This is a genomic window from Paenibacillus albiflavus, from assembly GCF_004344915.1.
Lineage (GTDB): Bacteria > Bacillota > Bacilli > Paenibacillales > NBRC-103111 > Paenibacillus_AM > Paenibacillus_AM albiflavus.
The window spans coordinates 192,584-201,222 of record NZ_SKFG01000012.1 but is presented as its reverse complement, the minus strand read 5'-3'; the positions used below and the strand labels follow the sequence as shown (position 1 = coordinate 201,222).

The window sequence follows — 8,639 nt, the reverse complement described above, 5'->3', positions numbered from 1 at the left end:
ACAACGGAACCGGCAACGGTAACAACGGAACCGGCAACGGTAACAACGGAACCGGCAACGGTAACAACGGAACCGGCAACGGTAACAACGGAACCGGCAACGGTAACAACGGGACCGGCAACGGTAACAACGGAACCGGCAACGGTAACAACGGAACCAGCAACGGTAACAACGGAACCGGCAACGGTAACAACGGAACCGACAACGGTAACAGTGGAGCCGGCAATGGCAAGAACGAGCTGGACAATGTTCCGAAAACAGGTGATGATAGCATGCCGCCAATCTTCTATATGGCTTTGGCGCTAATGTCCTTGCTTGCGATCGGTCTGCTCAGCATTAGGAAGAAAAAGCACATTTCGTAACAGGAAAGGCGGTAAGAAAATGAGCAAAACAAAAAAAATTCTTATCGCCTTTTTCTCTATTCTGTTGGTTTTTTCTCTCGTCAATATTGCGAGAATTTACCTGCGGGATTATGATGAACAGCAGCAAATGAAAGAGTTAGCAGAAATACGGCAAAAAGAACTGGATATAGGCGAGGGTGCTGTAACACCCTCGCCTTTTATCACAAATGCGCATGAGCAGGTTATGCTCCCTGAATTTCAAGAGCTTTACAGGAGAAACCCGGACATCGTCGGTTGGCTAGAAATTGATGGCACCCGAATTGAGTACCCGATTATGCAGAACCAACAGGATGTAGAGTACTATCTTAATCATGATTTTGATAAGAAGGAAAACATAAACGGACTCCCCTTTTTGGACGAACATAGTCGGATAAACGGTTCGGACATTTTGCTGATTCACGGACATCACATGAAAAGCGGTGCGATGTTTGCAGATTTGATGAAGTACAAACAAGAAAGTTTTTATAAGGAGCATGTTACGCTCCAGTTCAGCACCCTTTATGAAAAGACAGAATATGAAATCGTTGCCGTTATTCTCTCCAAGGTTTATGGCATAACGGACGATGTTTTTAAATATTACCAGATTGAAAAAGTAGGAACATCCGCCGAGTTTGACTCGTATATGCAGAACATCCAAAAACTCGCTCTTTACAACACGGGCGTAACAGCCCGGTATGGCGATAAGCTTATTGTTCTGTCTACGTGTGAATACTCAACCGAAGACGGTCGGTTAGCGGTTGTCGCCCGAAAGCGTAATTGACGATGAAGAGACACGGCATCTAGCCATTGGCGAAATATAATTAAGGCTCAAGCAATCATATGCTTGAGCCTTTTTAGGTCTATCATGAAATTTTATGGAAAAAATTCATCGTGCTCTTTTAAATAGTAGCTGGGACCAGAATGTCCATGACCGAATACTTCATTTGCTTTGTAATTCTATTTATTGATATATTGCGGTACACTCACTTTGTTAATTAATAGAATGCCATCATATTGTGTACGAGGTATCAGGCTCTCCTTTATAGATCCCCAGTCATAGGCAAAGCGTGGTTCGAACATCCACGAGTTGCCTCGCTCGTTCAGGCGGTAACGAAGGTCCATGAACGTAAACGGCTGGTTCGCTGCCGATAAAATATCTTCCACTGAACCTGGTTCCGGCGTTAGAACCTTTATTGGCACGCGGTCATTGCCAGCCGTCTCTCCTTCAGTCGCATACAAGCCAATTACGTAGCTAATTTGCTTGTACTGATCTGGCAACATTTCACCCAAAGTCTTCACTGGGAAACTTGTCCCCATCACTTCGGAATTTGCTTTGCGAAGATGACCGTTATGCCCCCAGACGATAAACTTCTCTGTTGGATAAGCCTCCGTCGCAAGCCAAATCAGGTTATCAACCATGGCTTGATCCCGCCATTCACTCAACTTCACGAACATAGTCATGTCGCCTTTCTCAGCCCCTTCAAATGCTTGGATGGTGATTTCCACATACTCTTCAGCTAAGCGAATACGATTGGATAAGGCGCGATCCAATAGCTTTACTATTTGCGGTTCATTCGGATAAGCCTTTGTCAACTCTTGTTCGTGCGTTTTCAGCTGTTCCTTGACCTGTTCATAGACTTTCACAATACTCGGCTTTGCCTTGCGGTAACCTTCAATATCCTTGCTCATCTGCCATTTGAAGAGCGCTTCCTCCGTCTCAGCCAAGCGTTTGGTCAGTTCCTTATCCTTCAGCCAATCTCCATTTATGAATGGGAGGTCTGTCTGTATGTCGAACCCTGCCAGCTTTAGCGGCTGTTTCGCCTTTTGTGTTTCTTTCATATAATCGAACAGGGGCAGCGTTTCCTGTGTCCACCAAACGTAGAGAAGCGAATCTTTCATCGTCTGTTCCGCTGATTGCTCTTTCAATCTACCATTTGCAATTGCCGAATTGCTTAGACCGCTCTCAAAAGCTAGCACATTGTACCCCATTTCCTGATGAAGAAATTGAATTAATCGAGTTTTTGCCAAGTTGTATTCGGCAGCGCCATGCGAGCTTTCCCCCAAGAAAACAAAACGTTTGTCATGAAGCAAAGGCTTTAACATGTTCAAATCTGCGAAACGATCGGAAGGGACTCTGCCATTGACAGTTTTCTCCGGTTCTATAGATTTGATGCCGTAAGCATGGTCTCGTACCCATGCCTTCCAGTCGCTTATTGTCTCATCAGACGTACGAGTAGATGCAGCTTGATTCGCTGCTGAATTCGTAGGGAGGGCAGTCTCTGTCTTCGCTGTTTCAGCGAATGCCGTATCGGCAGAAATCAACATAGCTGCAGAACTGCTTAAAGCAAGGATGGACGTTAATACGATTTTTTGAAATCGATGATTGAATTTTCTTGTTTCTCGGTTCATAGATGAATTGCTCCTTTATATTTTTACGCATGCTGATTGATTCATTTTTTTGAAAAGATATTAGATATAATGGTTACTATTGCTGCTATGATTATAGCGATGGTACTAGCTACTGTGACCCAATTAAAATATGGGTAGCTATAAGGAGTGAACCATTCCGTAAAGAGTTTCATTTGTAAAAGTGATTGGAAAATCCTGCTCATTAAGTTGCCCGAATCGTTCATGTTCGGCACCCATGATGTGCCATCAGCGATGATAAAGTATAAATGCATAATGAGAAGAATACCAAGTGTAATAACCCAATTTCTTATTTGAGCAGAACGACCTTTTTTTTGTGTATCTGTCATTGAGACTGGCTCTCCTTTACTTAGATGATAAGTATTGCTTTGATTACGCCCTTCTATAGATTCTTTCTAGTAAACAGATACACAGTTACATAATAGGAAGCAATGAGTAACAGTAAGAGCCCGATTGGAGTAAGAAATAAAGCTTGATTACTGATAAAGCCTTCCTCGCTCATCATACTCATCAACATAGCTGCAGGGCTCATCAGAACAATCAGGATTATAAAAAATGCGATACTGATAATTTCAACTCCTTTTTTACTAAGTGAGTAAAAAAGCGGCAAATAGATTGAAATTACAATAAGCATCATTCCTGCTGGAACTAGTAGGCCCATGATCGAATAGTCTGGTTTGTTAAGTTCTGGGACTGCTAGTTTAACGAGTGAGTGAATTCCGTAAGAAACAAGGACTCCAAAAAGTGTAAAAATGATGCTTGTTATGTATTTGGCTAGAACGATACGCTTGCGGCTCGTTGGCAGCGTAACCAGAAAATTATGGTTATGGTTTTTGATATCGATCATCGTACTGATATTAAGTGAGACGCAAGCTAAAGTGATAGCCACAGTGAAAATAGACGCATCATGTTTGGGTATAAAAGCGATACTGAAAACACCCATACAAAGGATAAGTACCCATAGTGAGCTTTTTAAAGCGATAAAGTCTTTACGAAGCAAGTTAAGCATGAATGCGTCCTCCCTTGGTGGTGAAATAGATGACTTCTTCTATGGAGGGTTTTTCGAACACAGCATAATTACCAAACAGCAGTTCTGCCTCTTGCCTATTATCTACCATTCCCTCAAAACCAACAGCTGTTTCGCGAATCCCGACAAATTTGTTTCGAATATCTGCATCGAGCAGTCCCGAGTCGCCTTTCACGATTGCGTATCGCTCGAGCATTTCATCTTTCGCTTCATTGAATACGAGTTTTCCGCGATCAATGAAAGCAATGTAGTCAGCAATGCGATCTAAATCTGCTGTGATATGGGTCGAGAAGATAATCGAGTTGCTCTCGTCTTGCATCATATCCGTAAGTAGATCAAGCAATTCCCTTCTAAACACAGGATCAAGTCCAGAGGTAGGCTCATCCATAATTAAGAGCTCAGCCTCATGCGATAAGGCAACTGCAAGGGAGAACTTGACTTTCATCCCCTTGGATAAATCTTGAATTTTCTTCTTGGGGGACAACTCGAATTGTTCAAGATAGTTGTTAAATTTCTTTTCGTTCCACTTCTTGTAGAAAGGTGCGATCATCTTCTTCGAGTCACGAATCGTCAGATGCTCATAATAGAAGCAATCATCCGACACAATGCCGATACGCTGCTTAATGTCAACTTCTTGTTTAGGCATATCGCAGCCTAGTATTGTGACGCTCCCGGAGTCAGGACGAATCATGCCGAGCATCATCTTGATCAAGGTGCTTTTACCGACGCCATTCGGACCAATGAGTCCGGTAATGTAGCCTTTTTTCACATCTAAAGATACGTTATCGACTGTAAATTGAGGGTATGCTTTCGTTAGATTACGTAATTCTATTGCATTCATGGTGTCTATTCCTCCTCGAATAATAAACTCAGATGTTCGATTAAATCGTGTTTACTCATATTTAATTCTTTGCTATCTCGAATGATTTCTATTATTTTCTCTTCTAGTCGTTTCATGTGTTGCTCCCGAATGAAATCTTTATTTGCTCCCGATACGAAACAACCCTTACCTACGACAGAGTCGATTAGCTTCTCTTTCTCTAACTCTTCATATGCACGCTTGGTTGTAATGACGCTTACTTGCAAATCCTTGGCCAGTTGCCTAATGGAGGGGAGGCTGTCGCCTGCATGTAATTCACCGCTCAGGATGCTCTGTCTGATCTGGTTCATGATCTGTATGTAAATCGGATCGCTCGATGCGTTAGATATAATAATGTTCATGTTCCACCTCGCTGTCGTCAATAGAGTAAATAGTGTATATATATACTATATACACTATTTACTGTTGCGTCAACTTACCAATTAATTTGCTTCTATAAAGTGCAATGGCTATTGACATCATCCATCCTATTTTGCTACTATGTATCACGAAATAAATATCCTTTAATACGGTCCAGAGAGGCTGAAAAGGCTACTTGATATTGTAAGGCTCATAATATCTATGTTTTTTCATGCCCTTTTGACCTCTGTGCCAGAAGGGCTTTTTATTTTGCTTTATAGTACTTCTTTTAAAGGGAGTCCCGTGAGGCTTCAAAAGAGAATGGAAGAGTCTTGAATAATCCAATCCATTCCCTCAAACACACTACAAGAGATATTTATCATCAAGAAAATGGAGGATCGTTAGAATGGATTATCGTAAGAAAACAGTGGTAGCTTCAGTAGCTGGTTTAACGTTAGAAGGAATGGACATTATGTTTATTTCCTTTGCGATGACAATGATTATTTCAGAATTTAACATTGATCTCGCAACTGGTGGACTGATTTCTTCCATAACGAACATTGGTATGCTGTTAGGCGGTATTATTTTTGGGGTTTTAGCTGATAAGTTTGGGCGGGTAAAAGTATTTACGTATACCATCTTATTGTTTGCGATTGGAACAGCTTTAACTGGACTCGCAACGAATATTGAACAAGTTTTTATTTATAGATTTATCGCAGGTCTTGGTGCAGGAGGCGAATACGGAATAGGTATGGCTCTTGTTGCCGAGGCTTGGCCGAAGAATAAGCAAGGAAGAGCCTCTTCATATGTTAGTGTAGGTGCCCAATACGGAGTTATTCTAGCAGCGTTACTAAGTGCCGTTATTCTTCCGACTTTAGGATGGAGAGCTTTATTCTTTGTTGGCGTGTTGCCTGTAATTTTCGCCTTTATTGTGCGAAAAAATCTTGAGGAATCACCTGAATGGCTGGCTGCTCAGAAAAATAAAAAAATCAACAAGCAACATGAAAAAAGTAAGCTGGTGCAACTATTTGAAACGCCTCGAACATCGATGACGACAATTTCATTGATCGTTATGGCAACTGTGCAAATTGCCGGTTACAATGGCTTAATGATTTGGTTGCCGTCTATGTTGCAGAAAACGCAAGGTTTATCCGTTTCAAGCTCTGCACTTTGGACAATTAGTACAGCTGTTGGCATGATTATTGGGATGTTAACGTTTGGCCGGTTTATGGACCGATTTGGTGCAAAGCGTACCTTTGGTATCTTTTTACTTGCCTCTGCATGTGCTGTGTTTTTATACTCCTACGCAACTGGAAGTGTCGCCATATTAATTGGTGGTGCGGTTGTCGGCTTCTTCTCAAATGGCATGTTTGCCGGGTATGGAGCATTAATTAGCAGCTTTTATCCTGTGCAAATTCGAAGTACGGCTACAAATACGATTTTTAACTTTGGTAGAGCTATAGGAGGGTTTTCACCAATCTTTGTTGGGTATATTCTTCAAAGCTATGATATGACGGTCGTAATGATCTACTTAGCTGTCTTATACTGTATTTCCTTCATCGTGATGCTAACTCTAAAAAGAGGATCAAATAAAGCTATACAATCGGTTGAAATTAAATAATTAAGACATAATCAAAAGAGTAGCAAACACGCGTCCGTCAATAAAGACGGACGCGTGTTTCTGTTTGTTCAAGTTTATTCTATTTAAGTATTTGCAACACACCTTGAGGATTTTGATTTGCTATAGTCAACATCGCTTGGGTAGTTTGAGTTAGAATGTTCGATTTCGTCAAAGCCACCATTTCATTTGCTATGTCAGCATCGCGAATACGTGATTCAGCTGCGGATAAATTAATAGTAGAATTATTGACGTTATTCATCGTATGCTCCATACGGTTCTGCAATGCGCCATAAATTCCTCTAAAGGTAAGAATCGTCGATAGCGCATGATCAAGTTGATTTAGGGATTGATTCGGATTAGCTGGCGGCAATACCCCTATATTCGTTATACCTAGACCATCCGTATCTACATTAAATAAAGGTATATAAAGCTTCTGATCTGCTTGATCACTGTCTTGGATTTCAATAGACGGAGTAATATAGTCTATATCTTTAATGTCTGTAGTCACGGTTTGATCCATGAAATCAACTTGGCTTGTAATGTCATTCGTAACCCGATAAACATCTTTTTTAATATTAAAATTGCTCAACTGAATACCAAACTGCAAAACATCACCATCATTAAAATTTGCGTTCTCCCACGAAGGTATAATATCATGCGTTAAACTCAAAGTAGAATCTGCTGAAGTTGTTACAGAATCCGGCTGCCCATACACCCCTCCACTTAAGAAAGAAAAATCAAAATCTACAAATTCATTGGAAAGTGAAAAAACGGTCTCTGAATTAGGGATTTGTTCGCTTGTCGCCGTCCCACCCACAGGTACTCCGCTTGGTGATGAAATCGAATATTTAGCATCATACATCGGCTTAAAACTCATATTGACACTTATTTTTCTCTGGTCAATCCCCGAGTTATTCGTTATTTTGAACTCTGCTTTAAATGACGAACCATCCGTTGACATCATTTTCTCCAATTGGATTCCATCTTTTTCATAAATGGCGGATATCCCATTCGGAGTTATGGTTGAGCTTGTTAAAGTAAATTGTTTAAGCGATGTTGAAACACCGTCAATGTTCACATATATAGAATAATCATTAAGCCCTCCAAAGTCTGGGTATTGTCCTACCGTTATTGCATTAGGAATAAGAGATGGCTGGAAAGATACATGATGTACATCTGTTTTATCAAAGGTATGAACTGCGAGCTCTTTAAATCTCGGGTCACTCACAAATAATCGTTCATATGAATATTCTTCTGTAACTGTGGACTCTGTATGTATATGTTCATTTTTTTCATATTGATTGACGCCATCCCTACCATCTGGTGACGTGATCGGTGAAGTATGAGTATCCGTCGTATAGTTGTCAGTTATCACAGTATCCGTTTGAGACGAATTAACGGTACGTGGCACGTCTGTCGTTCCTATTGGAAAGTACATATAAAACCTTTCGTGAAGTGTAATTTCGGGAGGGAATGGCCCTGATGTCGTCCTATCCACGGTATGACTGGAACGGTCAGCAAGAATGATATAATCATTCCTTGCTAACAGGTTCATTGTATTAAATTCGGTACTATGCGATAGGCGATTTATTTCATTTTTTAATTGCTGTATTTCTTCATCAATGTTTTGTTTATCTTGGGAATTGTACGTCCCATTCAAGCCTTGAATAATTAATTCCTTTTGTCTTTGTAGCATATCCGTTATTTCTTGGAAGCCGCCCTCTGCTGTTTGAATGAGAGAAATACCATCCTGAACATTTCTGGATGCTTGAGTCAATCCTCTAATTTGTCCCCTCATCTTTTCGGAGATTGACAATCCTGCCGCATCATCAGCTGCTTTATTGATTCGCAACCCAGAGGATAGCTTTTCCATATTTTTCGAACTGGCTTTAGAATTTTTTTGCAGCATATTAGTAGCATTAAGCGCTGACAAATTTTTGGATATTATCATTCTTACTCCTTCTA

General features: G+C 40.8%; 9 protein-coding genes. 3 read left to right on the top strand and 6 right to left on the bottom strand.

Annotated elements, in window-relative coordinates:
* Window positions 1-362, top strand: a 362-nt coding sequence (locus E0485_RS13825) for an LPXTG cell wall anchor domain-containing protein (protein WP_132418638.1), incomplete at its 5' end; no start/stop codon positions are given.
* 19 nt (window positions 363-381) lie between these two features.
* Window positions 382-1,161 (top strand): class B sortase, encoded by a 780-nt coding sequence (srtB, locus tag E0485_RS13820; RefSeq protein ID WP_132418637.1) that lies wholly within the window; start codon window positions 382-384, stop codon window positions 1,159-1,161.
* A gap of 176 nt (window positions 1,162-1,337) precedes the next feature.
* Here srtB and E0485_RS13815 read toward each other — a convergent pair whose 3' ends face one another.
* The 5 genes from E0485_RS13815 to E0485_RS13795 are packed head-to-tail and all read right to left on the bottom strand — an operon-like array spanning window position 1,338 to window position 5,055.
* Window positions 1,338-2,789, bottom strand: a complete 1,452-nt coding sequence (locus E0485_RS13815; RefSeq protein ID WP_235857563.1) for an erythromycin esterase family protein — start codon at window positions 2,787-2,789, stop codon at window positions 1,338-1,340.
* A 41-nt stretch (window positions 2,790-2,830) separates the two neighbouring features.
* Window positions 2,831-3,136 carry a YfzA family protein gene (locus E0485_RS13810; protein ID WP_132418636.1) on the bottom strand — a complete coding sequence of 102 codons (306 nt, stop codon included), beginning with the start codon at window positions 3,134-3,136 and terminating at the stop codon, window positions 2,831-2,833.
* 53 nt (window positions 3,137-3,189) lie between these two features.
* A complete protein-coding gene (locus E0485_RS13805; protein ID WP_132418635.1) occupies window positions 3,190-3,816 on the bottom strand; it encodes an ABC-2 transporter permease in 627 nt (208 codons plus the stop codon).
* Window positions 3,809-4,675, bottom strand: a complete 867-nt coding sequence (locus E0485_RS13800; protein WP_132418634.1) for an ABC transporter ATP-binding protein — start codon at window positions 4,673-4,675, stop codon at window positions 3,809-3,811. The genes E0485_RS13805 and E0485_RS13800 overlap by 8 nt, the downstream gene beginning before the upstream one ends.
* Before the next feature lie 5 nt (window positions 4,676-4,680).
* Window positions 4,681-5,055 carry a GntR family transcriptional regulator gene (locus E0485_RS13795; protein ID WP_132418633.1) on the bottom strand — a complete coding sequence of 125 codons (375 nt, stop codon included), beginning with the start codon at window positions 5,053-5,055 and terminating at the stop codon, window positions 4,681-4,683.
* A 404-nt stretch (window positions 5,056-5,459) separates the two neighbouring features.
* Between E0485_RS13795 and E0485_RS13790 the strand changes: the two genes are divergently transcribed.
* A complete protein-coding gene (locus E0485_RS13790; RefSeq protein ID WP_132418632.1) occupies window positions 5,460-6,674 on the top strand; it encodes an MFS transporter in 1,215 nt (404 codons plus the stop codon).
* Window positions 6,675-6,753: 79 nt separating this feature from the next.
* Here E0485_RS13790 and E0485_RS25800 read toward each other — a convergent pair whose 3' ends face one another.
* The gene (locus E0485_RS25800) at window positions 6,754-8,625 is read right to left on the bottom strand and encodes a flagellin N-terminal helical domain-containing protein (RefSeq protein WP_328591317.1); all 1,872 of its coding nucleotides are present in this window, start codon (window positions 8,623-8,625) and stop codon (window positions 6,754-6,756) included.
* Between the last annotated feature and the right edge of the window lie 14 nt (window positions 8,626-8,639).